The sequence below is a fragment of the Herminiimonas fonticola genome, assembly GCF_003293745.1.
Taxonomy (GTDB): domain Bacteria; phylum Pseudomonadota; class Gammaproteobacteria; order Burkholderiales; family Burkholderiaceae_D; genus Oxalicibacterium; species Oxalicibacterium fonticola.
In genome coordinates this window covers 60,478-85,103 of sequence record NZ_PTLZ01000002.1, presented here as the reverse complement: position 1 = coordinate 85,103, position 24,626 = coordinate 60,478, and the positions used below count along the sequence as shown (strand labels likewise).

At 52.3% G+C, this 24,626-nt stretch carries 30 protein-coding genes; 13 read left to right on the top strand and 17 right to left on the bottom strand.

Annotated features, from left to right (window positions below):
• Positions 1 to 106: 106 nt before the first annotated feature.
• Complete coding sequence (locus tag Hfont_RS07830; protein ID WP_112991849.1) at positions 107 to 499, bottom strand: GFA family protein; 393 nt, start codon at positions 497 to 499, stop codon at positions 107 to 109.
• Between the two features lie 174 nt (positions 500 to 673).
• Between Hfont_RS07830 and Hfont_RS07825 the strand changes: the two genes are divergently transcribed.
• The 7 genes from Hfont_RS07825 (at position 674) to Hfont_RS07795 (ending at position 6,468) form a co-directional block, all read left to right on the top strand.
• Positions 674 to 1,381 (top strand): cytochrome c biogenesis CcdA family protein, encoded by a 708-nt coding sequence (locus tag Hfont_RS07825; RefSeq protein WP_112991848.1) that lies wholly within the window; start codon positions 674 to 676, stop codon positions 1,379 to 1,381.
• A 1-nt stretch (position 1,382) separates the two neighbouring features.
• Complete coding sequence (locus Hfont_RS07820) at positions 1,383 to 1,895, top strand: thioredoxin family protein (protein ID WP_112991847.1); 513 nt, start codon at positions 1,383 to 1,385, stop codon at positions 1,893 to 1,895.
• An 81-nt stretch (positions 1,896 to 1,976) separates the two neighbouring features.
• The gene (locus Hfont_RS07815; RefSeq protein ID WP_112991846.1) at positions 1,977 to 2,798 is read left to right on the top strand and encodes an alpha/beta fold hydrolase; all 822 of its coding nucleotides are present in this window, start codon (positions 1,977 to 1,979) and stop codon (positions 2,796 to 2,798) included.
• Positions 2,799 to 3,068: 270 nt separating this feature from the next.
• On the top strand, positions 3,069 to 4,091 hold the full coding sequence (locus Hfont_RS07810) for an alpha/beta fold hydrolase (protein WP_112991845.1): 1,023 nt from the start codon (positions 3,069 to 3,071) through the stop codon (positions 4,089 to 4,091).
• Between the two features lie 83 nt (positions 4,092 to 4,174).
• Complete coding sequence (locus Hfont_RS07805; protein ID WP_112991844.1) at positions 4,175 to 4,594, top strand: organic hydroperoxide resistance protein; 420 nt, start codon at positions 4,175 to 4,177, stop codon at positions 4,592 to 4,594.
• Positions 4,595 to 4,672: 78 nt separating this feature from the next.
• Positions 4,673 to 5,959 (top strand): alpha/beta fold hydrolase, encoded by a 1,287-nt coding sequence (locus Hfont_RS07800; protein WP_112991843.1) that lies wholly within the window; start codon positions 4,673 to 4,675, stop codon positions 5,957 to 5,959.
• A 68-nt stretch (positions 5,960 to 6,027) separates the two neighbouring features.
• Positions 6,028 to 6,468 carry a diguanylate cyclase gene (locus tag Hfont_RS07795; RefSeq protein ID WP_112991842.1) on the top strand — a complete coding sequence of 147 codons (441 nt, stop codon included), beginning with the start codon at positions 6,028 to 6,030 and terminating at the stop codon, positions 6,466 to 6,468.
• A 66-nt stretch (positions 6,469 to 6,534) separates the two neighbouring features.
• Here the strand turns inward: Hfont_RS07795 and Hfont_RS07790 are convergent, their stop codons facing one another.
• The 5 genes from Hfont_RS07790 to Hfont_RS15065 all read right to left on the bottom strand — a co-directional run bounded on the left by Hfont_RS07790 (position 6,535) and on the right by Hfont_RS15065 (position 9,459).
• On the bottom strand, positions 6,535 to 7,158 hold the full coding sequence (locus tag Hfont_RS07790) for a nitroreductase family protein (RefSeq protein ID WP_112991841.1): 624 nt from the start codon (positions 7,156 to 7,158) through the stop codon (positions 6,535 to 6,537).
• A 208-nt stretch (positions 7,159 to 7,366) separates the two neighbouring features.
• A complete protein-coding gene (locus Hfont_RS07785; RefSeq protein WP_112991840.1) occupies positions 7,367 to 7,882 on the bottom strand; it encodes a universal stress protein in 516 nt (171 codons plus the stop codon).
• Positions 7,883 to 7,935: 53 nt separating this feature from the next.
• On the bottom strand, positions 7,936 to 8,790 hold the full coding sequence (locus Hfont_RS07780; RefSeq protein WP_162845888.1) for a murein L,D-transpeptidase: 855 nt from the start codon (positions 8,788 to 8,790) through the stop codon (positions 7,936 to 7,938).
• A gap of 199 nt (positions 8,791 to 8,989) precedes the next feature.
• Positions 8,990 to 9,205 carry a hypothetical protein gene (locus Hfont_RS07775; protein WP_112991839.1) on the bottom strand — a complete coding sequence of 72 codons (216 nt, stop codon included), beginning with the start codon at positions 9,203 to 9,205 and terminating at the stop codon, positions 8,990 to 8,992.
• Positions 9,206 to 9,297: 92 nt separating this feature from the next.
• Positions 9,298 to 9,459, bottom strand: a complete 162-nt coding sequence (locus tag Hfont_RS15065; RefSeq protein ID WP_162845887.1) for a hypothetical protein — start codon at positions 9,457 to 9,459, stop codon at positions 9,298 to 9,300.
• Positions 9,460 to 9,498: 39 nt separating this feature from the next.
• Between Hfont_RS15065 and Hfont_RS15210 the strand changes: the two genes are divergently transcribed.
• From Hfont_RS15210 to Hfont_RS07745, 5 genes are all read left to right on the top strand, one after another.
• The gene (locus Hfont_RS15210) at positions 9,499 to 10,200 is read left to right on the top strand and encodes a phosphoribosyltransferase (protein WP_241523047.1); all 702 of its coding nucleotides are present in this window, start codon (positions 9,499 to 9,501) and stop codon (positions 10,198 to 10,200) included.
• Between the two features lie 25 nt (positions 10,201 to 10,225).
• Positions 10,226 to 10,897: a dienelactone hydrolase family protein gene (locus Hfont_RS15205; protein ID WP_112991836.1), complete on the top strand. Its 672-nt coding sequence runs from the start codon at positions 10,226 to 10,228 to the stop codon at positions 10,895 to 10,897.
• 37 nt (positions 10,898 to 10,934) lie between these two features.
• Positions 10,935 to 12,260 (top strand): erythromycin esterase family protein, encoded by a 1,326-nt coding sequence (locus tag Hfont_RS07755; RefSeq protein ID WP_112991835.1) that lies wholly within the window; start codon positions 10,935 to 10,937, stop codon positions 12,258 to 12,260.
• A gap of 219 nt (positions 12,261 to 12,479) precedes the next feature.
• Positions 12,480 to 12,923, top strand: coding sequence for an Hsp20 family protein (locus tag Hfont_RS07750; protein ID WP_112991834.1), 444 nt, complete (start codon positions 12,480 to 12,482; stop codon positions 12,921 to 12,923).
• A gap of 818 nt (positions 12,924 to 13,741) precedes the next feature.
• A complete protein-coding gene (locus tag Hfont_RS07745) occupies positions 13,742 to 14,062 on the top strand; it encodes a c-type cytochrome (protein WP_112992403.1) in 321 nt (106 codons plus the stop codon).
• 41 nt (positions 14,063 to 14,103) lie between these two features.
• Here Hfont_RS07745 and Hfont_RS07740 read toward each other — a convergent pair whose 3' ends face one another.
• The 10 genes from Hfont_RS07740 to Hfont_RS07695 form a co-directional block, all read right to left on the bottom strand.
• Positions 14,104 to 14,688 (bottom strand): RBBP9/YdeN family alpha/beta hydrolase, encoded by a 585-nt coding sequence (locus Hfont_RS07740; protein ID WP_162845886.1) that lies wholly within the window; start codon positions 14,686 to 14,688, stop codon positions 14,104 to 14,106.
• On the bottom strand, positions 14,685 to 15,542 hold the full coding sequence (locus tag Hfont_RS07735; protein WP_112991833.1) for an EAL domain-containing protein: 858 nt from the start codon (positions 15,540 to 15,542) through the stop codon (positions 14,685 to 14,687). Before Hfont_RS07735 ends, Hfont_RS07740 begins: the two co-directional genes overlap by 4 nt.
• A 66-nt stretch (positions 15,543 to 15,608) precedes the next feature.
• Positions 15,609 to 15,827, bottom strand: a complete 219-nt coding sequence (locus Hfont_RS07730; RefSeq protein ID WP_112991832.1) for a TOBE domain-containing protein — start codon at positions 15,825 to 15,827, stop codon at positions 15,609 to 15,611.
• Between the two features lie 70 nt (positions 15,828 to 15,897).
• Complete coding sequence (locus tag Hfont_RS07725) at positions 15,898 to 16,725, bottom strand: ATP-binding cassette domain-containing protein (protein ID WP_112991831.1); 828 nt, start codon at positions 16,723 to 16,725, stop codon at positions 15,898 to 15,900.
• Positions 16,726 to 16,748: 23 nt separating this feature from the next.
• Positions 16,749 to 17,579, bottom strand: a complete 831-nt coding sequence (ssuC, locus tag Hfont_RS07720; protein WP_112991830.1) for an aliphatic sulfonate ABC transporter permease SsuC — start codon at positions 17,577 to 17,579, stop codon at positions 16,749 to 16,751.
• Positions 17,580 to 17,591: 12 nt separating this feature from the next.
• Positions 17,592 to 18,740, bottom strand: a complete 1,149-nt coding sequence (gene ssuD, locus Hfont_RS07715) for an FMNH2-dependent alkanesulfonate monooxygenase (protein WP_181666450.1) — start codon at positions 18,738 to 18,740, stop codon at positions 17,592 to 17,594.
• Positions 18,741 to 18,809: 69 nt separating this feature from the next.
• A complete protein-coding gene (locus tag Hfont_RS07710; protein WP_112991828.1) occupies positions 18,810 to 19,787 on the bottom strand; it encodes a sulfonate ABC transporter substrate-binding protein in 978 nt (325 codons plus the stop codon).
• A gap of 114 nt (positions 19,788 to 19,901) precedes the next feature.
• On the bottom strand, positions 19,902 to 20,492 hold the full coding sequence (ssuE, locus tag Hfont_RS07705; protein ID WP_112991827.1) for an NADPH-dependent FMN reductase: 591 nt from the start codon (positions 20,490 to 20,492) through the stop codon (positions 19,902 to 19,904).
• Positions 20,493 to 20,516: 24 nt separating this feature from the next.
• Positions 20,517 to 21,521, bottom strand: a complete 1,005-nt coding sequence (locus Hfont_RS07700; RefSeq protein WP_112991826.1) for a sulfate ABC transporter substrate-binding protein — start codon at positions 21,519 to 21,521, stop codon at positions 20,517 to 20,519.
• A gap of 357 nt (positions 21,522 to 21,878) precedes the next feature.
• On the bottom strand, positions 21,879 to 22,280 hold the full coding sequence (locus Hfont_RS07695) for a diacylglycerol kinase (protein ID WP_112991825.1): 402 nt from the start codon (positions 22,278 to 22,280) through the stop codon (positions 21,879 to 21,881).
• 249 nt (positions 22,281 to 22,529) lie between these two features.
• On the opposite strand from Hfont_RS07695, the gene Hfont_RS07690 reads away from it, so the two are divergent.
• Complete coding sequence (locus tag Hfont_RS07690) at positions 22,530 to 23,336, top strand: IclR family transcriptional regulator (RefSeq protein ID WP_112991824.1); 807 nt, start codon at positions 22,530 to 22,532, stop codon at positions 23,334 to 23,336.
• Positions 23,337 to 23,419: 83 nt separating this feature from the next.
• Here the strand turns inward: Hfont_RS07690 and pbpG are convergent, their stop codons facing one another.
• Complete coding sequence (gene pbpG / locus Hfont_RS07685) at positions 23,420 to 24,613, bottom strand: D-alanyl-D-alanine endopeptidase (protein WP_112991823.1); 1,194 nt, start codon at positions 24,611 to 24,613, stop codon at positions 23,420 to 23,422.
• Positions 24,614 to 24,626: the final 13 nt, after the last annotated feature.

Below are 24,626 nucleotides of genomic sequence, written 5' to 3'. Positions count from 1 at the left end.
CGCTTCAGACGTGGCTGACTTGATTCCATCAGTGTGCAATTCAAGGGTTTGGTGAGCTCGACGCTGATGCCGCCAGCGAGAAAAGCCATGATTGCAAATAAACGCTTCATGCTTCCTCCACCACAGACAAGCTGGCTCCATCCGCAATCACGCTTTCCAATGTATATGCATCGACTCCATCCAGACAACCAAGATTGACACGCCATAAACGCGCGTCCTTGCGGGTTTGATGAAAAGGATAGATACCGCAAATTTTGCAGAAAAAATGCTGGGCGGAACGCGTATTGAATTGATACATAGCCAGCGCTTCCGCACCTTCGACGATGTGCAAATCATCGACAGCAAATACCGGCGACATCAGTGCACCCTTGCGCTTGCACAGGCTGCAATTACAGCGTGTCGCAGGAAGCAAGGCGCTACGCACTTCAAATTTAACGGCTCCGCAGTGGCAGGAACCTGTGTGGCTTGACTTGTGAGCTTGTGTGTTTACAGCGTTCATGAAATTTCCTCGGGATGGCAATGCTTGCTTTATATCCGAGTTCTTTCTGCCTTTTGTATCTCAATGTATCTACGCCCGGCGGCGATACAAGACATTGCAATAAAGCCTGTTTTGGACACATGGCAGATACGCTCGGACGTTTAAATACGGTCATTCCAACAAGAGGACCGTGCCATGAACAATCTGATCGAACTGCCCTTTGCCCTGCTCGCCGGCGTACTCACTATTGCCTCGCCATGCGTGCTACCCATCCTGCCCATCGTACTCGGCACCTCCATCAAACGGGCAAGCAAACTGCGTCCGCTCTTCATCGTGGCAGGTTTTGTATTGACGTTTGCAGCGCTGGGCATGTTGCTGGCGAGTGTCTCGCAATCCGTCGCCATCGCTCACGAAACTTTACGTCTGGCCGGCATCGTCATCTTGATGCTGGCTGGCATTGCGATGCTGTGGCGACGTCCGTATGAATGGCTGATCGCGCATCTAAGCGGACCGCTGAATCGCATAGGTACCAGCGGCGGTAACGCTGGATCAGGAAATCTCGGCGGCTTTGTACTCGGCATGTCTCTGGGCGCGATCTGGACCCCGTGCGCCGGTCCGGTACTGGCATCGATCCTAGTACTAGTCACACAGGCACAAAACCTCGGCTGGTCTGCATCGCTGTTGATTTTATACGCGATAGGCGCCGGTATCCCAATGCTGGCTATCGCTTACGGCGGTCAGTTCATGACGACTCGTGTACGCGCTGTTGCCAAGTATGCCGAGCGGCTGCAGAAAATTTTTGGCGCGCTGATCGTGCTGACGGCCATCGCCATTTACTTCCAGTACGACGTATTGATTTACGCATGGATATCCGATCTCTTCCCCACCCTGAAAGGTTTTTAAGATGAACACCCTGCTCAAAACTCTATTTGCTGCCACTTTGCTTACTGCCTCGTTGGCACACGCTGCACCGTTCAACAATCCGCCTCAGGCGCCGGAATTTACCGGCATAGAAAAATGGCTGAACACCGAGCCGCTGACCATGCAACAACTGCGCGGAAAGGTGGTGCTGGTGGACTTCTGGACTTACACCTGCATCAACTGCATACGCACCTTGCCTTACGTAAAAAGCTGGTACGACAAATACAAGGATCAAGGCCTGGTCGTGGTGGGTGTCCATACGCCGGAATATCCATTTGAGCGTTCGACAGAAAACGTGATCAAGGCGATGAAACGTTTTGATATTCGTTATCCAGTCGCCCAAGACAATCGCTACGCAACGTGGACTGCCTTCAGCAATCAGTACTGGCCTGCGGTCTATCTGATCAACAAGAAAGGACAGATCGTCTACAAACATTTCGGCGAAGGCAAGTATCAGGAAACCGACGCTGCAATCAAGGCCGCGCTGGCGGAGTGACATCGTTTTACCAACCGCGTCTTCAGGGGTCCTCACCAACGACGACGCAACGCTTATTTTTCCCACTGAAAGGAAGTCAACATGAACAACATCTATAAAAACGTATTGAAGAGCGCTTTCACGATTGCATTGAGCGCTGCAGCGGTGACGTTGCCGGCAATCTCCTTTGCCGACGATGCTTCATCCAAGCCCACCATCGTCCTGGTGCATGGTGCCTTTGCCGAATCCTCAAGCTGGGATGGCGTTAGCGCCAAACTGATCGCCGATGGTTACAAGGTTATCGGCGCTGCCAATCCATTGCGTAGCGTAAAAGGCGACGCCGCTTATGTTTCCGGCATTGTGAAAGGCATTGCCGGGCCAGTGATTCTGGTCGGTCATTCCTATGGCGGCTCGGTCATCTCCACCGCTGCCAACGGTAACGACAATGTGAAAGGCCTGGTGTTTGTCGCTGCCTTTGCACCTGACGTTGGTGAGACTGCAATCGGTCTGTCGTCAAAATTTCCAGGCAGCACCTTGGGTTCTGCGTTGGCACAGCCGGTCCCTCTGCCGGATGGCGGCAAGGATCTGTATATCGATCAGGCGAAGTTCCGCAATCAGTTCGCAGCTGACGTGCCAGTCGCCAAGACCAAATTGATGGCAGCGGCACAACGTCCGGTTGCCGAGGCGGCCATCACCGAAGCATCAGGCGAACCGGCCTGGAAAAACATTCCTTCGTGGTTTGTCTATGGCAAGGCCGACAAGAACATTCCGGAAGCTGCTCTGGCTTTCATGGCTAAACGCGCCAATTCGCAAAAGACAGTCGCCATCGCAGGCGCATCGCACGTCGTCATGACATCGCATCCTGCTGAAGTATCCAGATTGATTGAAACAGCGGCAAAAGAATCAGCCAAAGCAGCGAAGTAAGAATTTGCTCCCGGAAGAAGCGTGTTTCATCCGGGAGCATCAGCAATCAAGACAAGCGAACAATCATGAATCAATTGGCATATCGAATCCTCTTTTTGTATCCGTATGTATCAGCTTTTTTACAGATACACAGACATACAAAACCCTGTGTTGCAGACACAGTGAAGATACAAGCAAGCCTTAAAGTTTAGCCATGCCGATTGCGCAACACAGTAAGAAACAAAGCCCGGCAATCGAACCTGACCTTCTTAACTTGCAAAGGATTTTTATATGTCTGACATTGATCTCAAACGCCGTCGCCTGATGGGAACTGCAGCCCTCGGCATCGCAGCTGCCAATATCCCTTTCATGCGCTCAGCACAGGCAAATCCTTTGTCGTCCGCGATTGCGCAACTGCAACCGTTGAAACAGGTGAATGCAGGTGTTTTGAATATCGGCTATTACGAAGCTGGTCCGGCCGATGGCACGGTGGTCATCCTGTTGCACGGCTACCCGTACGACATTCACAGCTACATCGATGTCGCAGCCATCCTTGCAGAAAAAGGCTGTCGCGTGATCGTGCCGCATCTGCGCGGACATGGCACTACGCGCTTTCTCGACAAAGCAACATTGCGCACCGGTCAACAGTCGGCAGTTGCGGTAGACATCATTGCATTGATGGATGCGTTGAAGATAGAGCGCGCCGTCATGGCCGGCTACGACTGGGGTGCACGCACCGCCTGCATCATCGCCGCCTTGTGGCCTGAGCGCTGCATCGGCCTGCTCTCGGTCAACGGTTACCTGATCCAGAACATCCTGCGCAATGCACTGCCCTTGCCGGCTGAGGCCGAGGTCGGCTGGTGGTATCAATATTATTTTGCAACCGAGCGCGGTCGTGCCGGCTTGACTGCCAACCGACGCGATATCGCCAAAATCATCTGGAAGAAAAACTCGCCAACCTGGCATTTCGATGACGCGACTTTCAATCGCACAGCAGCATCCTTCGACAATCCGGACTATGTCGATATCGTGATTCACAACTATCGCTGGCGGCTCGATCTTGTCGCAGGCGATCCGCAATACGACGCACTGGAAAAACGTCTCGCTGCACAGCCGACCATCGGTGTACCGACGATCACGATGGATGGCGATGCAGATGGCGTGGTACCGGCAACAGACGGTAAATCGTATGCAGCGAAGTTCACCGGTCCGCGCCTGCATCGCATAGTCAAAGATGCTGGCCACAACCTGCCGCAGGAAGCACCCGCAGAGTTTTCAGATGCAGTGATGAAGCTGGTCGCAGCAGCACGCTGACTCTTCAAGCGGTATTAGCAAGCGCAGCAAAACCTAGCAACGAAATGTATCAACACACTATTAATTTAAACAGGAGAACTACCATGACCCAAGTCACAAAAGTACTGTACACAGGTAAAACCCACACATCCTCAGGCGGCCGCGATGGTACAGCGCAAAGCTCCGATGGTCGTCTGGACATCAAGCTGTCTTCACCAGGCTCAGCCGGCACAGGGACCAATCCGGAACAATTGTTCGCGGCCGGCTGGTCGGCATGCTTTATCGGTGCAATGGGACTCGCCGCCGGCAAGTTGAAAATCAAACTGCCAGCAGATCTGGCCGTCGATGCTGAAGTCGATCTATGCAATACAGATGGTGCCTACTTCCTGCAAGCGCGTTTGAATGTCAGCGTGCCAGGCCTGGATCGCGATGTCGTACAAGCGCTGGTCGATGCAGCGCACCAAACCTGTCCGTATTCGAAAGCGACGCGCGGCAATATCGATGTCGTGATTAATCTGATTTAAGTCGTCCAGCTGATCAAACTGATGCAGAGCTGCAATGCGGCTCTGCCATCACCTCTATTCCAAGCAAGGAAAATCATCATGTCCGATCTATCGCTATCGCTCACGCGACGCAACTTTCTCGCCACGACTGCTGCAGCCAGCGCCGTCGGCCTGTTACCCGGAGCATTGTTCGCAGCGACAGAGGACAACTCGATCCGCCCATTCCGCATTCATGTTCCAGAAGAAGCGCTCACCGATCTGCGTCGTCGTTTGGCAGGAACACGCTGGCCTGCGCGCGAGACGGTCAGCGATCAATCGCAAGGCGTACCCTTGGCCAAGTTGCAGCCGCTAGTGCGCTACTGGCAAAAAGGCTATGACTGGCGCAAGGTAGAAAAGCGCTTGAACGCGCTACCGCAGTTCATGACCAAAATCGATGGCCTGGATATTCAATTTGCACACATCCGTTCCAGACATGAAAATGCGCTGCCGCTGATCATCACACACGGCTGGCCAGGCTCAATCATGGAACTGTTGAAAATCATCGGCCCGCTTACCGATCCAACTGCTTACGGTGGACGAGCCGAAGATGCCTTCCATCTGGTACTGCCTTCGATGCCGGGTTACGGCTTCTCGGCTAAACCGCAAAGCACCGGCTGGGGTCCGGAACGCATAGGCCGTGCATGGGATGTGCTGATGAAGCGGCTGGGCTACAAACGTTATGTATCGCAAGGCGGCGATTGGGGCTCGGTCATTGCCGATGCGATGGGACGTCAGGCACCTGCCGGATTACTGGGTATCCACGTCAATATGCCGGCGACCGTACCGGCCGATGTGGCGAAGGCGTTGAACAACGGCGAGCCTGCGCCAGCCGGATTGTCTGCAGTGGAAAAAGCCGCTTTCGATTCGCTGAACCACTTGTACAAAAAAGGCGGCGGCTATGCTGCGATGATGGTGACGCGTCCGCAAACCTTGGGCTACGCGCTGGAAGATTCACCGGTCGGACTTGCCGCATTTTTCTATGACAAGTTCAGCGAATGGACGTATAGCGGCGGCGATGCCGACAAGGCATTCACCAAAGATGAAATGCTGGATGATATTTCGCTGTACTGGTTCACGAAAACCGCGACTTCTTCGGCGCAACTCTACTGGGAAAACAACAACAATAACTTCAACGTTGTCGAACAAAAAACCACGGAGATATCGGTACCGGTTGCGGTGACAGTATTCCCGGGCGAAATTTATCGTGCACCGAAGAGCTGGACAGAACGTGCTTATCCCAAACTCATTTATTTCAATGAGGTCGACAAAGGCGGTCACTTTGCATCATGGGAGCAGCCGGAACTATTCAGTGTCGAAATGCGAGCAGCGTTCAGGACTTTGCGTTAAACAGTATTGATGTAAAAACCGTTGGCTGAATCATCCAATGAGAATTGAAAAGAGCAGACCGATAGCGTCTGCTCTTTTTCCATCAAACAAATCAATTAATTCGCCTGTGGAGTGAACCCCTCGGGCTGGATCATTTCAAGGGCTATAACGACACCTATGGACACCTGGCGGGAGATGCATGCCTGCGGAAAATTGCCGCGACCATTAGATCCATGGAGAGTCGGCAAGGGGATCTCGCCGCACGCTACGGTGGCGAAGAGATTGTCGTCATGCTGCCGAATTGCGATCGCAAGAACGCAATCGCAATTGCAGAAACAATACTTCAGAAGATTCGATTACTGGCAATTTCGCATGCCGCTAATCCAATCGGTATCGTGACAGTCAGCGCCGGGGTCGGCGTACTGCAATCGGTAGATCAGTCCGACAGTCCGAATAAAATTATCGCCAAGGCAGACAAAGCGCTTTATATAGCGAAGTCTGACGGCAGGAACTGTGTAGCGGCGTGCTGATTTTTCTCTGATAAATTCAGTGCGGCGCTGCCGAATCTTCTGTAAAAAATCTGGGTAGACCAGCCTTCAATCCGCAGCATAGCCGACAGATTGAGCCACGATGATCTGCTGATTCGACCGTAAATTCATCGCTTTAGCCAATTCGGGACGATCCAGCAATCCACGCACTACAGTCGCCAAACCCGCTGCAGCACAAAACAGATAAACGTTTTGACTGATGAAGCCGGTATCCAGAGCGGCATAGAATTCTTGCTCGTCCATCTCACCCTCTTCCATTTTGGCAAGGTCGGCAACATAGATCAGGTTCACCGGCACATGCGGCACGAAATCCTGTGTTCCGGTTTTAGCGCGCAAGTCTTTTTCCTGCAGCAAGTGCAGCGTAAACGTGTGCGGATCGAACAGGTACAAGCCTTGCTCCATCGCGACATACACATCAATCTCTTGCCAGTTTCTCGCCGATGGATTGGTGCGATGTGCTTCCTCCGGCCGATTGATGCCGCACGCAGACCATAGCAAATGCGACAGCGTTTCCAGACTGAGGTGCCGATCGCTGAAGTTGCGTATGCTCTTGCGTTTCAGCAGTACTTGCAGCAGCGGCACGGCGAGATCCCCGACATCTGTATCGATAGACAGGAGCGGAGTGGTGAGCGTCATGGTATTCACGGCGGCAATGGGAAGTTGACTAGTCATGATTTTTTCCAGTGAGTTCATTCGAACAACTATGAAGAAATGCGAACCACGCCTGTCTTCTATCAAGCATATGTTCCGCCAGTATTCTTTTCAGTGTAACGATCGCTTCTGCTAGGTTGTTGATACAAATCAAAGCCGGACGGATAGAAAAAATACACGGCACCTAGGACTGCTTTCCGTGCTGCAAGTGCCACTCCCTAGCCGCTTTCTAAACGGGATCCTGCATCTCATCGCAGGCGATGGTGCGCATGCCGCTCGGATGCGGCGCACTTTGCATATGGGCGGGCTTGATCAGCAGCACAGGTAACGGCGACATGCGCGCCACTCGCTCGGCATCACTGCCCATCAGTATGCGATCTATTCCGCGTCGGCCATGTGTGCCGAGCACGATCAAGTCGGCTCCCCAGTGCACGGCGTGGTCCACAATAATGTCGGATACATAGGCACCTGTGCTTTCACACAAATCGATATCCACCGGCACACCCTTGGCTTCCAGCTCGCTACGCGTACGCTGCAGGAGTTGTCGCGCTGCCGCCAACACCTGCGGACGCGTTTGACTGATGTAAGAATGCGGCGTTTCATAGCCATAGACATACTCGCCCATATCGACAATATGCAATAGCCTGACGCGGGCCGAGCAAAGCTTTGCCATCGCAGTCGCTTCAGTCACTGCGCGTTCGGAAGTCGTACTACCATCAATCGGCACCAAAATATGCTGATACATAAAGGTGTTCTCCTTACATCGGTGCGATAGCGGTTGCCATCGTGTCGGCGTTATCAATATGGATATGAATGCTGTTGCAACGATTGTCCTGACGCGAGCGTCGCCCACAAAGGACGCTGGATACGCAAGGTATCGACCACGATCAAATACCGCCCTGCTTCAGTGACAGGACTGCGGTCCGACGGCAATATCCACATCCCCCTGCCCGTACTTTGCATCGCTTCGTAAGCAGCATCGAGCACGCCGTAGCGATCCAGCAAGCGGTTCAATGCAGCAGGAATCCGTATGCATCCTTTGGATTGCACACGCCCCAGACGCGGCTCCAGAATATCGGGGTCGGTCGCATGCATTTGCAGCCGCATGATGCCCATTCCACCCTCCCCCCATCCACGTCGCGCCTGTTGCCAACCAAAGTCGAATACGCGCATGCCGACGACACCGTAGCCACGAATACCGAGCTTGTTTTTTGTTCCTTCTGCACGAAAATCAGGATTGGCCGGCGTATGCTCGAATACGCCGGTTGGCGTTTCAAAATGATCGAACTGGCCTATACGGCCGGTGGATACTGGCGAGGCGCCGATCAGCACGTAGGCCTGATCGTGCGAAATTAAGTAAACAAAAATTGCTTGCACATAGGGGTTGCGATCAACCAGCACCACATACTGCGGCTCCGCCAAACTCACGTCTGCATCGGCCAGCATTGTCAGTGCAAGCGTGCCATAGCGCTGCGCTTCCTCCTCCGGCAATTCAAGACGTCGATCGACCTGCAGCAGATAGGCTGCACGCAGCGCTTCCGCAGTAACTCCTGCATCAGCAGGGGCGCTGCACAGCAATCCAGATAGCAAGAAGCCCAAGACGACTACGGGTATAGCGGCGCGACGCAGCGTTATGACATCCAGCCTGCTCATCGTATCTCCACGTCTATGGTTGCTACATCGGCCAGCCGCATATATGCGTTCTGAAACAAGTCGCCCATGCGAACGCCTGCTGCCCGACAGCCTGAACAGATATGATCCTGACTTCTACCCACGCCTTACTTGATACATGTCAAACCGCAGCGAAGTTGGCGGGACATATTGCGGGGAACGCCTATATTGAAACGATCATTCATGTGATCGACACTGAAATAAATAGAGTCGATAAATGAAAAATTTTTTCGGGGAGCCCGGCAATGACAAACAGATGCAACATTTTCGGCATGGCAGGCAGCGTTTTGCTTGCCGGAAACGGACGACGGATGCCCATGCCTGCCTTTGCCACCAACACATCGATCGGGCCTGCCGGATTACCGGAGGGGTCACGTGAAGAGTGGATGCTGGCCATCGAGGACTGTCTAGAAATGAAGCCCCACTTCCGCGATCACAAGGGATGGGACACCGAAGTCAGCAAGATGATCACTGTCTGTCACGCGTCCCTCAACAAGAGCGGCGTGGCGGCGATGAATGATTGCCTCGTTCAGCAATATGGCGTCGCGCCAGCGCCAACAGAGGGGAGCGGCACACGATGATGATATCGATGCCAGCGCTGCCTGCAATCACACGGACTGAACGACGCATGCCCTTGCTTTTCAATCCCATACCTCATCCATACAGTCCTTCAAATCAAGAGTCATGACGATGCAAACGACAATACCAGCAAAGCGTTTTAAAAATCGGGCCGAAGCCGGGATGATGCTGGCGGAACGACTTGCGGCCTACGGTGGACGCCGCGATGTCATCGTGCTGGCTTTGCCGCGTGGCGGCGTACCGGTTGGCTTTGCGATTGCGCGCGCGTTGCATGCACCGCTAGATATTTTGCTGGTGCGCAAGCTGGGTGTACCCGGTCATGAGGAATATGCGATGGGTTCTGTTGCCGCAGGCGGCGTATGCATATTACGGACTGATGTCATCAAGCAATTGAACATTCCGCAATCGGCGATTGATGCCCTCATTGCACGCAAACAGGAAGAGTTGGCGTGGCGCGCAGAAATATATCGCAACCATCGTCCGCCCGCGGATTTGAAAGATCGCATCGTGATCGTGGTCGATGACGGTTTGGCGACGGGTGCGACGATGGCGGCGGCACTACAGATAGTGCATGCGGCCGCGCCGGCGCAAATCATCGTCGCGGTACCGGTCGCCGCCCAGGATTCGGTACAGCAGATTCGGCCGCAGGTGGATGACATCGTCTGTCTTTTGATACCGGATTATTTTCATGCCGTCGGCTTGTGGTACGAGGATTTTGGACAAACCAGTGATGATGAAGTCATACAACTGCTTAACGAAGCATCACGCTTGCAAGCACTGAATACAGCAGCTTCGCAGATCGATGCTGTTTGAACACTAGTGGATGGGGGGATACACAATGCAATCGCTACAAAAAGAATTGATCGATGTCGAAACCGATGGCGTTTCCCTGGAGGGCATGCTGACTATCCCGGAGGGTGCCGCCGGCATGATTCTGTTTGCCCATGGCAGCGGCAGCAGTCGGCTGAGTCCGCGTAACAACTATGTCGCCGATTACTTGCAGCGGTTTCAGATGGGGACACTGCTGATCGATCTGCTGACACCCCACGAAGACAGTAATCTTTCCACGCGCTTTGACATCAGCCTGCTGAGCCGTCGTCTGAATGCAGCGTGCGACTGGCTGCAAGCATGCGAGGCGACAGCCCATCTGCCGATCGGACTCTTTGGCGCCAGCACCGGCGCTGCGGCCGCGTTGCAGGTGGCCGCCATGCGCGGGCAAGGCATTGTGGCTGTAGTCTCGCGCGGCGGACGCCCCGATCTGGCAGGTCGCAGCGCGCTGCGCATGGTGAATACGCCGACGCTATTGATTGTCGGCGGGCATGACGACATCGTGCTTGAACTCAATCGCCAGGCGTATGCACTCTTGCGCTGCGAAAAGCAGCTTGAAATTGTGCGCGGAGCAACTCACCTATTTGAAGAAGCCGGCGCCCTGGAACAGGCAGCCGCACTCGCTGCAAACTGGTTCGTCCTGCACCTGATCGGCCCGGAAGCGGTCGCGACCAAACCATAGCTTCCATATCCGTCTTGTCTTGTGAAAAGGCCGCACGATGACAACAACAGAAACACTCATCTCCTGCGCGCGGATTTTAACCGGCACCAAGACAGACTATGACGACCTGCTTGAACGCATAGGCGATGCGCGCTTCGTATTGCTCGGCGAAGCCAGCCATGGCACGCACGAGTTTTATCGCGAGCGCGCGATCATTACCCAACGCCTGATCAAGGAAAAAAATTTCCATGCTGTCGCAGTCGAGGCAGACTGGCCGGATGCGTATCGGGTCAACCGCTACGTCTGTAATCGCAGCGAGGATGGCGACAGTGAGCAGGCGCTGGCTGGTTTCAAGCGGTTTCCGACATGGATGTGGCGCAATAACGACGTGGTGCATTTTCTGGACTGGCTGCGCAGCTACAATGACGCCCGGCCCGAGCTGCATACAGTCGGTTTCTACGGCATCGATCTCTACAGCTTGTTTACGTCCATCGATGAGGTACTGAAATATCTGGGCAAGGTCGATCCTGACGCAGCCGCGCGCGCGCGCCATCGCTATGCCTGTTTCGACCACTTCCGGCATGACAGCCAAAGCTACGGCTATGCAACTGGCGTGCAGATGTCGCCATCGTGTGAAAATGCAGTGGTCGCGCAGCTGACGGAATTATGCCAGCAAGGCGACAAGTATCTGCAACAAGATGGCACCGAAGCCACTGCCGCATTCTTCTATGCACAACAGAATGCGCGCCTCGTAAAAAATGCCGAACAATATTATCGAACCATGTTCAAGGGCCGCACCTCTTCATGGAATCTGCGCGACCGCCACATGGCGGACACGCTGCAAGCATTGGTCACTCATTTGACGAAGATTCACTCCGAACCGGCCAAAATTATCGTCTGGGCGCATAACTCGCATCTGGGCGATGCGCGCGCCACCGAGGTCGGGCAATACGGCGAATGGAATGTCGGTCAGTTGATGCGGCAACTGTATGGTGATCAGGTCGTATCAATTGGCTTCATGACGCATCATGGTACGGTGACAGCCGCATCCGATTGGGATGCCGTGGCAGAACGCAAGCGCGTGCGCCCGGCGTTACCTGGCAGCTATGAATCCTTGCTGCATCAAACCGGCATAGAGCGGATGCTACTGACCTTCGATGGCGATGCGGCGACGCGCATACTGATGCAGCCTCATCTGGAACGGACCATAGGCGTCATCTATCTGCCCGAAAGCGAGCGAGGAAGTCACTACTTCCACGCCTGCCTGCCGCAGCAATTCGATGCCATTCTCTATTTTGACGAAACACACGCGGTCAGGCCGCTGGAGTTGAACAGCCAGTGGGAAACCGGCGAAGCACCGGAAACGTATCCCGTCGGCATTTGAATCATGCCTCACAAAAGGCCCGCTATATCTTCGCGTGAGCGCGATCAGGCAGCCGCGCGCATGGATTAAAAAAAATCAATCAAGGCCGCGAATTATCATTAAAAATTTTAAAGAGTTCCACCGCTTGAAATGCATGGCAGCACAACTATATTTTGTTCAGCAGGCGCTCAATCGAGGCTTGCGACAACCTTATCGCTTGTATTTTGAAAGGATATAACCATGCGTACTTATGACTTTTCACCTCTCTATCGTTCTGCCATCGGTTTCGATCGTTTGGCTCAATTTTTTGACGATTCACAACGCACCGAATCAAGTTATCCGCCCTACAACATCGAGCTGGTGAATGAAGATAAATATCGCATTACCATGGCCGTCGCCGGTTTTGACCGTTCGGAAATAGAAATCGTGACCGAAGGCGACACACTTAAAATTACCGGCCGCAAGGCACGTGAAGAAACGCCCCGTAACTTCTTGCATCGCGGCATCGCTTCGCGCGATTTCGAGCATAGCTTCCAGCTGGCCGAACATGTGCACATCGTCGGCGCCAAACTGGATAACGGACTATTGAATATAGAACTGGCGCGTGAAATCCCCGAAGCACTGAAGCCTCGCAAGATATTGATTGATGGTGTCGGCGAGAACGTGCAGAAGCTGGTCGCTTGAAGACGGAAAATGTTATAACGCGGGCAAAGTTGCCCGCGTTTTTTATTATCGAAAGGATGAAGGGGGCGCGACCAAAGGAAAACTTTTAATCAATCGTCCATTTTGAGCGAATCGAGCACTGCGCTGAAAAAACGGCTTGAGGATCATAAAAAATAATTTCGAGCTTGATAAAGGAGAGGTTGCAGTGCGCTTTATTGCATAGCCTTAATGAAAGGAAACCGGATCACGATAATCTGTGCGTTGGCATGCTCGAGTCCACGTATCGTGCGTCCATCTTAACGCTGGATGCATAGGATCATATCCTTCGTCTATCGAATGTCGACTGCGCATAAGCACCACGCCGAGCCAGCTCCGCAAGATAGGTTTTATGCTGGCAAACACCGCAAACAAAGTAGGCCCCCATAAGATCGCATAAACATGTCGTCATTGCTTTTGAATTCACATGCATACACAGCGCGTTTTGACATTGGTATGACATGGCGATCTCCGGATCTGGAATGAATATTCATTTTGTACCGATAGCATCGAATGTCAGCTTTCACCATAGATTGTTACAAACTAGGTGATTCATGAACATATGGCAATTGTGTTGCATCAGTAGTTGTCGCAAGCTTGCTAACCAGCATGGGGTTCGAAATTGAATCATGACGCACTTCCTAAAGCGAAAAACAGATTCGAATAGTCAAGTCTCATCATCGAGAACAAGGTGTGCCGCCACTATTGGATTATGATGGGCGCCTGCAGCTCGCAATACAGATGATTCATACACAATGAAGAAAAAGATACTAATCGCATTAGCACTGATTGGCTGCATATCCATGTCACATGCAGCAGGCGATGTCATTGCAGGCAAGATGGCCTTTGCAAAATGTGCGAATTGTCATCAAGTCGGGCCGTCCGCGCGCGGCGCATTCGGCCCGCAACTCAATGCAATTGTCGGCAGGCAAGCGGGCACCAGCAAGGATTTCGCATATTCGGCGGCCATGAAGAATTCGCGCATCGTTTGGTCGGAAGCCAGCTTGCGCGCCTTTATCAAATCACCGAATGATGTCGTACCGGGCAATAAAATGCGCTTCTATGGAATCAGTAATGAGAAACAGATTGCGGATCTGATTGCTTACTTGCGCAAGTTTGAATGAAGTTAAAACCTGCATAATCAAGCTTATGCACAGCCGCGTTTTTAAGCGGTGTGATGTGAATCTGCCGAAAATGCATTCGCCATATCGAGCAGATGTTTGAAGTGTTGCAAGCCCTGCTCCCAATCACCCAGCTGGGATTCTGCATTGATGTGCCCCAGTGCGCCTGCATTCAAAAAACCGCAGTTCCAATTATCGGCCCAAAAAGCCGCACGGGCACTCGCCATCCATGGGTCATCGGTACTGCCGATCACGATGCCCGGGCAAGGCAATCTTGCGTTGCGCAAGACATCGGCTACACCGAATTTTTCAGGATCGGCTGGCGCAACCAATAAAGCTCCGGCCAGATTGAAATGTCCACGCGTCGCGTTTACATTGGCCGCCTGCATCGTCGTCAGACAACCAAAGCTGTGCGCAACAATCAATACCGGTTTATCGGAACTGTCCAGTGTCTGCGCCATGCGTTGCGACCAGCGCGGCAAGTCGGGTGTAGCCCAATCATCCTGCTCTACCCGCTCAAATGTCGGGTACAGTTTCTCCCACCGCGTTTGCCAATGCGCAGCGCCACTGCCGTGCAAGCCCGGTACAACCAGTACTCGATAATCGGATAAATTTGGCAGAGCTATCATGCCAGATCTGCCGTTGCGATTACGCCGTACTCTGCGTCATTGAGTTGCAACACACTGGCCTTGGGTTGATCCCACAAATAGCCTTGTGCCGTAATGGTCTGTTGCGCCAACACGCCGAGCCGAATTAATTTCTCGCGTACCGCCAGGGATTCAACCCGTTTGAAAACAACACGCACATTGCGATCAGCAGCCACTTGCAATAACTTGAGTGCAGCGGCTTCATCGGTAATTTCACGGACATCTACTTTAATGACATCCGCCTCTACCTGCTGCAGCAACTCCAGTCCATGCTGTGCATTCGCTGCGTTGACCGCAAGACGAAAGCCGTTGCGTCTATAGTTATCGGCAACGTAATTCAAAAGGCTGGCCTGCTCTGCCTGTATCAAGGGCAACTGTAAAACGATCTTTCTATGTGGCAAACCAAGTACGTCCAGCACACGACGGAATGACATGCCGTGATTGCTGTCGACTGCTGCCAGCAAGCGCGCATGTACGCTCAGATAAAGATCGATATCAACCAGATCAGGTTGACGATAAAAATTGACGGCGTGCAGCAAGCGGCACAACCTGTCCAGTTCAATTGATTGGTCGTCGGTGGCGACGGTATCCAGCAACTTCCAGATACTCAAGCCTGAACCTGTCTTGGTATAGCTGCGCATGAAGCCTTGTACGCCAACGATTTGATTCGGTGTACCGTTCAAGTCAAGCGCTCGTAGTGGCTGAAATGCACTGGTCAGCGTGGAGTTGAAATAACGTCCATGTGCCTGACCGCTTTCATCCAACCATGGACTGGTATCGGCTTGTGGCGTCGCATGAAGATGCGACAAGTATTCTTGCAATGCGGGGAAAGTCATGATGATCTTCCTTTATCCGCAGGGCGCGTCCTTGGCAGAACTTCGGATGCACCCTGGAACGTGAACTTACAGCAGTTTGGCGAGCGACACTTCTGTCGCTTTCACCAGCGCTACTACTTCTGTCCCGATTTTCAAATCGAGGTCTTTGACGGAACGTGTCGTGATGACCGACGTGACGATACCGGCAGGTGTTTCAACATCAACTTCTGATACGACGTCGCCCAGAATGATGCTGTGGATCTTGCCTTTGAATTGATTACGGGCGTTGATTTTTTCGATGCTCATGATTTTCCTTTATGGGTTTATGAATCAAAAAATTAAAAATTCAAACAGTTAAAAATAAACGGGTAAAAATTTAGACGGCCCACGCGAACTGATGAACCGACTTCAGCAGCGACAGATCGCCCAATGAAGAATCGGGATCAGTTGACGATGCCGGTTGTTTCAATACGCGAGACAGAATATGTTCTTCCAGTTGTGCAAACGCCAGATTGCCACGTGCACGTGGACGTGCCAGTGCGATACGTTCATCCAGCGTGATGCGTCCGTCTTCAATCAGCACGACGCGATCAGCCAGCGCGATCGCTTCCTGTACATCATGCGTGACCAGCAGCGCGGTAAAGCCACGTTCCTGCCACAAGGATTCAATCAACTGCTGCATCTCGATACGTGTCAATGCATCGAGTGCGCCTAAAGGTTCATCGAGCAGCAGCAATTCAGGATCGTGCACCAAGGCGCGCGCCAGTGCGACGCGTTGGCGCTGCCCGCCTGACAGCACGGCCGGCCATTCACCGGCACGTTCTTCCAGGCCGACTTGCTTCAATGAATTCAATGCGCTGTCTTTTTTTGGCAAACCGAGCGCGACATTGTCAAGCACGCGCTTCCACGGCAACAGGCGCGAATCCTGAAACATGATGCGTGTCTCTGGGCGTTTATTGTCTTCGCCGAATACCAGCGAACCGTGATCGGCAGTTTCCAGTTCTGCGATCAGACGCAGCAAGGTGCTTTTTCCGCAACCGCTGCGACCGACAACGGCGACAAATTCACCCGGTTCCAATGTCAGATCAACTGACTTCAATACCTCACGACCTGCGTACGATTTGAACAAACCTTGAACTGCGACACGGATGCCACGCTTGGCAGTTGCCTGCACGTTCTTTTGTTCGACTTGATTGCTTTGCATATTGTGTTCTCCTCAATGCCGAATCAGTGTCGGTAACCCGGATGCCAGCGCAACCAGTACCGCTCTAACAAACGGGAGACCACATCAGCCAGTTTTCCCAATAATGCGTACAGCAGGATGCCAACCAGCACGACGTCGGTCTGCAGGAATTCACGCGCATTCATCGTCATGTAACCGATGCCGGATTGTGCAGCTATCGTTTCCGCCACGATCAGCAGCACCCATACCAGGCCTAGTGAAAAACGCACACCAACCAGTATCGATGGCAAGGCACCCGGCAAAATCACATCGCGATACAGCGGCCAGCCGGACAAGCCATAGCTCTTCGCCATTTCGATCAAGCCTTTGTCAACTGAACGGATGCCGTGAAAGGTATTCAGATAGATGGGGAAAAACACGCCGACTGCGACCAGAAAAATCTTCGAGGTTTCTTCAATGCCGAACCACAGGATCACCAGTGGAATCAAGGCCAGCGCAGGAATATTGCGGATCATCTGCAAGGTAGTATCGAGCAGCGTCTCGGCAGTTTTGAAGGTACCGGTCAACAGACCGAGTAACAAGCCCAGTCCACCACCTACCGCAAAGCTGACTGTCGCGCGCCACAAACTGACATTGACGTGCCTCCACAACTCGCCTGATATAGCCAGATCCCATGCAGCTTTGGCGACTGCAAACGGCTCAGGCAGAATACGGCTCGACAACCAGCCTACGTGTGCGGCCACTTGCCAGACTGTGAGCAGCAAGACCGGTACGATCCACGGCAACACGCGCGACAAGGATGTTGCACGCCAGGTCGAAACAGGCTTGCGCGCCGATGGATTGGCGGTGGTGGAAGTGGAAAGAACAGCACTCATGATGTTGCGCTCCTAGCTCTGCGAAACTTTAGGCAGGATGTCATTGGAAATGACTTCGCCGAACGGGCCAGTCAATACCGCATCATCCGAACGCGCTCTGCCTTTATTCAGCAGCGGGAATACCAACTCGGCAAAGCGATACGATTCTTCCAGATGCGGATAACCGGACAGGATGAAAGTCTCGATGCCGAGGTCTGCATATTCCTGCATGCGTGCCGCAACTGTTTCCGCGTCGCCGACCAATGCAGTACCTGCACCGCCACGTACCAGGCCGACACCGGCCCACAGATTTGGCGACACTTCGAGTTTGTCTTTCTTGCCGCCGTGCAGTGCAGCCATCCGGCGTTGACCTTCTGAATCCATCTTGTTGAACGAAGCCTGCGCGCGGGCGATCAGATCGTCATCCACGTACTGGATCAACTCATCAGCGGCTTTCCACGCTTCTTCATTGGTTTCGCGCACGATCACGTGCAGGCGGATACCGAACTTCAAGGTACGGCCATGTTTGGCAGCGCGTGCACGCATGTCAGCAATTTTTTCTGCAACGGCGGCAGGTGGTTCAGCCCAGGTCAGGTAGACATCAACCTGTTCTGCAGCCAGTTCATGCGCAGCTGGCGACGAACCACCAAAGTACAGTGGCGGATACGGTTTTTGTACTGCTGGATACAAGGTCTTGGCACCCTTCACCTGTATATGCTTGCCTTCAAAATCGAAGCCTGCATCGCCACCCTCACCGGCCAGCGATGCGCGCCATACTTTCAGGAACTCATCGGAAATTTCGTAACGTTCTGCATGATTGGCGTGCAAACCATCGGCTTCCATTTCAGCCTGATCGCCGCCGGTCACAACGTTGATCAGCAAGCGACCTTTAGACAAACGATCGAAAGTCGCAGCCATGCGTACAGCAAGACCTGGCGTACTCAAACCTGGACGCACTGCGACCAGGAATTTCAGTTTTTTGGTTTCACCGATCAGACTGGATGCAGCGACCCATGCGTCTTCGCAGGAACGGCCAGTCGGCAGCAACACACCGTCGTAACCTAGCGTATCGGCGGCAACCGCGACCTGCTTCAGGTAATCGAAATCGACCTGACGTGCGCCTTTCGATGTGCCCAGATAACGACTGTCACCGTGCGTCGGCAAAAACCAGAATACGTTCAAACTCATGATTCAAAATCCTTTAAGACATCCGCGCTGCCAACACGGCAGCACGGCTTGTTGCAGAGACGATTACTTGATTGCCAGTACGGCATCCTTGACGACGATCTTTTTAGGAATCAGTTTCAGATTCGCGAACACATCCGCGATCTTTTGCTGTTCCGCGATCACTGTAGGTGTGACAGGTTTGACGCCGTAGGAATAACGCTTGGTCGCCAGCTCAACAGTCGGTCTATCAAGGCCGGTTTGCGCAGCGAGAATCGTCGCGACCTCATCCTGATTGCGCGCACCCCATTGATCGATGCGATTCAATTCATCCAGCAGGATTTCAACGATCTTTGGATTTTTCTCAGCGTAGGAACGCGATGCGAGGAAGAACTGATGATTCGCAACCAGGCCGGTGCCATCAGCCAGCACGCGTGCGCCTAGTTGTTTTTCGGCAGCGGCAAGGAAGGGATCCCAGATTACCCATGCGTCGATGCTGCCACGTTCAAATGCGGCGCGTGCATCGGCAGGTGCCAGGAAAAGAACTTCAATATCCTTATAGGCCAGGCCGGCTTTTTCCAGCGCCTTGACTAACAGGTAATGCACGTTAGAACCTTTGTTCAACGCGACTTTTTTACCTTTTAAATCGGCGACGGTTTTGAGTGTTGAATTCTTTGGAACGACGATCGCTTCGGCAGTCGGTGCCGGCGGTTCGTTACCTACATAAACAAGATTGGCACCAGCAGCCTGCGCGAAAATCGGCGGCGCTTCACCGGCAGTACCGAAGTCGATGCTGCCTACGTTCAAACCTTCGAGCAAGACAGGGCCGGCGGTGAACTCATTCCATTTCACTTCTATGCCTTCAGGCGCGAGACGTTTCTCCAAGGTGCCGCGACCTTTAAGGATCACCAGCGTGCCGTATTTTTGATAACCAATACGCAGCACGCCTTTGCTCTGCGCCGATGCCAGATTAGGCAAGCCTGCAGTCAATGCGCCTACTGCAGCTGCAGACAGCAGACCTAAAGTGCGACGCTTGGCATTGCGTTTGTCATTTGAAATGGTCATATCGTTTTCCTTGTCACACAAATTTTGAGCAAAAGAATCCCCGCCGATGCATGTGCACCGATTTTTTACGGGGTAGAGATTGTTAGGACTGACCTGCTTGAGCAGGCGATAGACTTAAACGCTACATCGCACGCTGGAGAATGGAATCGAATCGAAGGTATTCAAGGACACTTCGCTCAATGCATGCAAACTGTTGGACAAGTTTTCTATGCCGTCGGCAACACGTTTTGCAATCGCAGGATCCAGCGTCAAACCATGTTCAGCAGACCAATTGATTTGCTGATCGGTTGCATAAATACTCGGCAGTACATGCTTCGCATCGAGTGCCGACAATACCGGACGCAGACCGTAATCGAGAGCCAGCATATGCGACTGGCTGCCACCGGTAGCCAAGGGCAATACCAGCTTGCCATTCAAGCCATCCTGCGGCAGCAGGTCGAGAAATGCTTTCAGTATTCCGCTATATGCCGCCTTGTAGACTGGCGTCGCAATCACGACTGCATCCGCTTGCGCCACCTGCTCTCTTGCAACTTCCAATTCTGCATCACTGACGTCTGCATGTAACAGCGCTTGCGCCGGCAAATCACGAACATGCAGCTTCACATAACGATGGCCGAGTAATGCAAGCTTTTCACCAACGTGATGCAGCAAGCGGGTAGAACGAGACGGTGTCGATGGACTACCCGCGAGCAACAAGATATTCATTTCAATCCCAAAGAATGGTGCAGATTATTTTTTGCCTGGTTGATAGATCTGGTCAAACACGCCGCCATCAGAGAAATGCTTCTTCTGTGCCGCTGTCCAGCCACCAACATCTGCAATCGTGTACAACTTCAACTTTGGAAATTGACCTGCATATTTCTTCGCTACTTTTTCATCGATAGGACGATAGTAGTTTTGCGCTGCAATTTCCTGGCCTTCAGGCGAGTACAAGTATTGCAAGTAAGCTTCAGCTACTTTACGTGTGCCGCGACGATCAACAACCTTGTCAACAACAGCAACTGGTGGTTCAGCCAGGATGCTCGACGAAGGCGCTATGATTTCAACTTTGTCCGGGCCGAGTTCTTTAATAGCCAGAATTGCTTCATTTTCCCAAGCCAGCAATACGTCGCCGATACCGCGTTCAACGAAAGTAGTGGTTGATCCACGTGCGCCGGAGTCCAGAACCGGTACGTTTTTGTACAGTTTGGAGATGAAATCAGTAGCTGTTGCTTCGGTACCGCCTGGTTGTTTCAATGCATACAGCCATGCTGCCAAATGGTTCCAGCGAGCGCCGCCCGATGTTTTTGGATTTGGTGTGATGACGGCTACGCCTGGCTTGACCAGATCGTTCCAGTCCTTGATGCCTTTAGGATTGCCTTTACGAACCAGGAACACGATAGTCGAGGTGTAAGGCGAGCTGTTATGCGGCAAACGTTTTTGCCAGTCTTTGGCGAGCAGGCCTTTATCAGCGATGGCGTCGATGTCATACGCCAGCGCCAAGGTAACGACGTCTGCTTCCAGGCCATCGATCACTGCGCGACCTTGTTTGCCGGAACCGCCATGCGATACTTTGGCTTTGATGTCGTCACCGGTTTTTGCTTTCCAGTCTTTAGCGAAAGCCTTGTTGAAATCTTGGTACAGTTCACGCGTCGGATCGTAAGATACATTCAACAACGAGACTTCTGCTGCATGTACTGCAGGTGCAATCAGTGCAAGTGCGAAGGCGGTGCCTATCAATTTTTTGAGCAACATTTAATTTCCCCTTGGGCATTTCGTTTCTGAGGATTGAAGATTAAATTGCTGTAAAAAAAAGCGACACGAATTGTTTCATCGTTCCTTATGCGTTTTATGCATAAGGAATTTTTTCAAGTCTTTAGAAAATGTGATTCTTCATACAGAAATTGTTTCATGTGCGCTTGCGCATAAGCTAATGCACAGAGTGCAGAGCGGCACATGAATGTATTTTCCGCATTGAATGAAAGTCCTTGAATAAGACATGAAAATAAAACAGCCGCAGCAAGCAAACATGCTTGAGGCGGCTGGTATAAACATTTGTTATTAGCTTATTCTGAAGCTATGAGCGACATGTTTCATTCGCATCAGCGAGATTCATCTTCCCGCAAACAAGGGCCACAAAATAACCAGCCAGGTGGCTAGAGCCAGCATCAAGGTCAACAATACGGCCGCGCTGCCAAAGTCTTTTGCATTCTTTGATAGTGGATTGCGCTCGAGTGATACGCGATCCACCACTGCCTCAATCGCCGAATTGATCAGTTCGACTATCAATACCAGCACAAACACAGCGATCAGCACTAATTTTTGCCAGGCCGGAACCGGCAACAGCAAGGCGGCAATCGTCGCAATCACGACGACAAATAATTCCTGGCGAAATGCATGTTCGCTGCGCCATGCCGATTTGAAACCGGCCATCGAATAACCGAATGCAGAAAAAATGCGTTTCAAGCCGCTTTTACTTTTGAATTCACTGATTGTTTGTTCTGGATTGTTCATTCGATTTCAATCGGATTGATGGGGATTTGATGCATGGTGTGAATTATCAGCCGAGGTAGAAAGCTAGACAAGCTGCGTGTGCGGTATTTTTCATGCTGACATTCAAGCCGTGAACATCCCGTTAATAAGCCGGATACAAGAGCCGAGTCAACCTATCCAAAAGTGTATTCATGAATGTTGCAAGCAGCAAACTTTTCTCATCTTTCACAATGTGATATAAAGTCAGCACTGCGATGGGCACAAGAGAACATGAAAACGAATAACACTGCAGAGTTGGATAAAACATCAATTCAAGTCATCGAACGCATGACTTCGTTGCTGGACGCACTCGCCACTTACCCGGACCCAGTCAGCCTGAAAGAACTTTCCCGCGTCACCGCTTTGCATCCTTCGACCGCTCATCGGATTCTGAACGACCTCGTCATCAAGCGTTTTGTCGACCGCTCGGAGCCTGGCACTTACCGACTTGGCATGCGCTTGCTGGAATTAGGCAATGTCGTTAAAAGCCGCTTGAGCGTACGTGAAGCAGCACTGGATCTGATGCGCCATCTGCATCGCAAGACCAATCAAACCGTCAATTTATCGGTAAGACAAAACGACGAAATCATTTACATCGATCGCGCCTTCTCCGAACGTTCCGGCATGCAGGTGGTACGTGCGGTTGGCGGTCGCGCCCCCTTGCATCTGACCTCAACCGGCAAACTGTTTCTGTCGGTAGATGAAGCGAGAACTGTGCATGCCTACGCGGTGCGTACCGGCTTGGCTGGTCACAACAAAAATTCGATTACCGATTTGGCGAAACTGGAAGGCGAGCTGAAGCTGGTACGCACACACGGTTACGCACGCGACAATGAAGAGCTGGAGCTGGGTGTACGTTGCATGGCCGCCGGAATCTATGACGACACTGGCAAGCTGATTGCCGGCTTGTCGATATCCGCACCTGCCGACAGATTGCAGGATGAATGGCTGGAAGATTTGATGATCACAGCAAAAGAAATTTCCGCCGCACTCGGTTATAGCGAAACTACCGCAGGAGTTGTTCCTGCCAAGAGATAAGACCCAAGCTATTTAACGCCGATTAAGTGCGACACAAATAAAAAAGGCGAACCGAAGTTCGCCTTTTTTCATATCGGTATCGATCAACTCTCGACTGCGCGATGCTTGCGTGCGACGTTTTGCGGCTCCTTCGTTTCCAGCCATTTGCGTATGCGGGCGGCATCTGCCAAACGCGAAAACTTGCCTTTGGAATCGAGGAAGATCATCACTATAGGACGACCATTGATATTCGTTTGCATGACGAGACAGCGACCTGCTTCCGAGATATAACCGGTTTTCTGGATGCCGATTTCCCAGTCAGGATTGGTGACCAGACGATTCGAATTAGCGTATTGCAGGGAGCGTCCACCTGGCTCCACCACGTATTTGGTATCGGTTGAATATTGGCAGAGTATCGGATGATGATAAGCAGCCATGACCAGCTTCGCCAGATCGCGTGCACTTGCCACGTTATTGCTCGACAAGCCGGTTGAATCAACATAATGCGTGCCGGTCATGCCCAGGGATTTTGCCTTGGCATTCATCGCGGCGACGAAGGCACGTATGCCGCCTGGATAGTGACGACCAAGAGCAGAGGCTGCGCGATTCTCTGAACTCATCAATGCAATGTGCAGCATGTTTGCACGCGACAGTTGCGAACCCACGCGCAAGCGCGAAGAACTGTTTTTCTCGCGATCGACATCTTCATCCGTGACTTCGAGAATTTCATTCATGTCCTGCTGCGCTTCGACCACAACCAAACCTGTCATCAGCTTGGTGATCGATGCAATCGGCAAGGTCACATTCGCATTTTTTTCAAACAAGACTTCCGAACTGGATTGATCCAGTATCAAGGCCACACTCGACGCCAGTGCCAATGTATCGCGTGTCATGCTCAAGCCGGCGATGTCGCCAGCGGTCATCACGGGAGGAACGATAGGTACTACCGGTTTGGCAACGCGTTGATAAATGACTTTTTGCTTGCCGCGTACAACAACTGTTTTCTTTACCAGTTTTTCGTCGGAATTGAGCGATACGTTTTCACGTTGCTTGGATGCGCCACGCTTGGCGGATTTTGAAGAAGTCTTGCTGGCTTGCACAGATGATTTGCGCGTAGCGGCACCATTTTTCGATGCTGCTTTTGGGGTCTTCGCCTTGTTGACGCTAGTCTTTTTGACGGTTGATTTCTTTACGACTGTCTTTTTCGCCGCTGTAGTGCTCGGCTCTTTAGCCTGCGCAATGGGGGCGTGAATAATGACGAGTAGTGAAAAAAATACCCCTAACGCGGACTTAAGCATCTGCGAGCCTTTC